General features: G+C 39.8%; 2 protein-coding genes. Both read right to left on the bottom strand.

All coding sequences use genetic code 11. The features are described from left to right. Positions 1-111: 111 nt before the first annotated feature. On the bottom strand, positions 112-411 hold the full coding sequence (locus ACRCJ0_RS15235; protein ID WP_417894124.1) for a DUF1292 domain-containing protein: 300 nt from the start codon (positions 409-411) through the stop codon (positions 112-114). A gap of 188 nt (positions 412-599) precedes the next feature. After that, positions 600-1,010, bottom strand: coding sequence for a Holliday junction resolvase RuvX (ruvX, locus tag ACRCJ0_RS15230; RefSeq protein WP_431388438.1), 411 nt, complete (start codon positions 1,008-1,010; stop codon positions 600-602). Position 1,011: the final 1 nt, after the last annotated feature.

Raw genomic sequence — 1,011 nt, 5'->3', positions numbered from 1 at the left:
GTATTTTCCAGTCTTCTCATCAATTATTTATTTAGTTTTTTCCATGAAAAAAGCACCCAAAATCAATTGGATGCTTTCTCTCTTTTATTGACATTTACTTAAAGCGACAGATTATAAATCTTCGTCTTCGATAAATGTTGCTAATACTTCTTCAACCATATCCCATTCTTCTTCAGTCTCAATAGGATTTAATTGACCTTCAAAGCCGTCTTCACTTTCAACGTAAGAGAAAGCTTGTAATTCTACGCCCTCTTCGTCAGCTACGCCTGCTGGGTAGACGATAACATATGATTTACCGAAATCTTCTGAATCGAATGTAAATAGAATTTCGAATAATTGCTCGTTACCTTCCTCGTCGACAATTGTAATGTGCTCGTGACCTTCGTGGTCATGTTCATGATGTTCAGTCATTTGAAAATCTCCTTTTTCTCTCGTGTGTTGATCCTGTAACGGACTCAATCAATATCTATCAATAGCCATCATATCCGGCTTTAAAAGTCAGAATTATCCGACGCTTCCTAAAATACGCCAATTACTTTACAGTAACTGTTCGGTTTTTGGGCCAGAGCGTCAATTCTAAGCGACTTTCCGTACACCTACTACGATGGGTGGGCATCTAAATAATTCTGCAGAATCAATACCGCAGCCAATTTATCAATCACTTTCTTACGCTTCTTACGACTGACATCGTTGGCGATTAACATCCGTTCTGCTTGAACAGTTGTTAACCGCTCATCCTGGTAAAAGACTGGTAAATCAAACCGGTCTATCACAAGTTCGCCGTATTTTTGTGAGGCTTCAGCGCGTGGACCGATAGAATTGTTCATATTCTTGGGTAAACCAAGAACTAACGCTTCTACCTTATACTCAGCAATTAATTCACCAAGTCGGTCCAAACCGAATTCTTCTAATTCTTCATCGATTGGAATGATTTCTACCCCTTGGGCCGTCCAACCGAATGGATCAGAAACAGCTACGCCGACTGTTTTAGACCCAACATCTAATCCCATG

The sequence above is a fragment of the Aerococcus sp. L_32 genome (genome assembly GCF_050689315.1).
Note: the sequence above shows the minus strand (reverse complement) of the source record. Positions and strands in the feature narration are given on the sequence as shown.

Coding starts and splice junctions, on each gene's coding strand:
- ACRCJ0_RS15235 (WP_417894124.1), bottom strand. CDS start 411: ATGACTGAACATCATGAACATGACCACGAAGGTCACGAGCACATTACA.
- ruvX (WP_431388438.1), bottom strand. CDS start 1,010: ATGGGATTAGATGTTGGGTCTAAAACAGTCGGCGTAGCTGTTTCTGAT.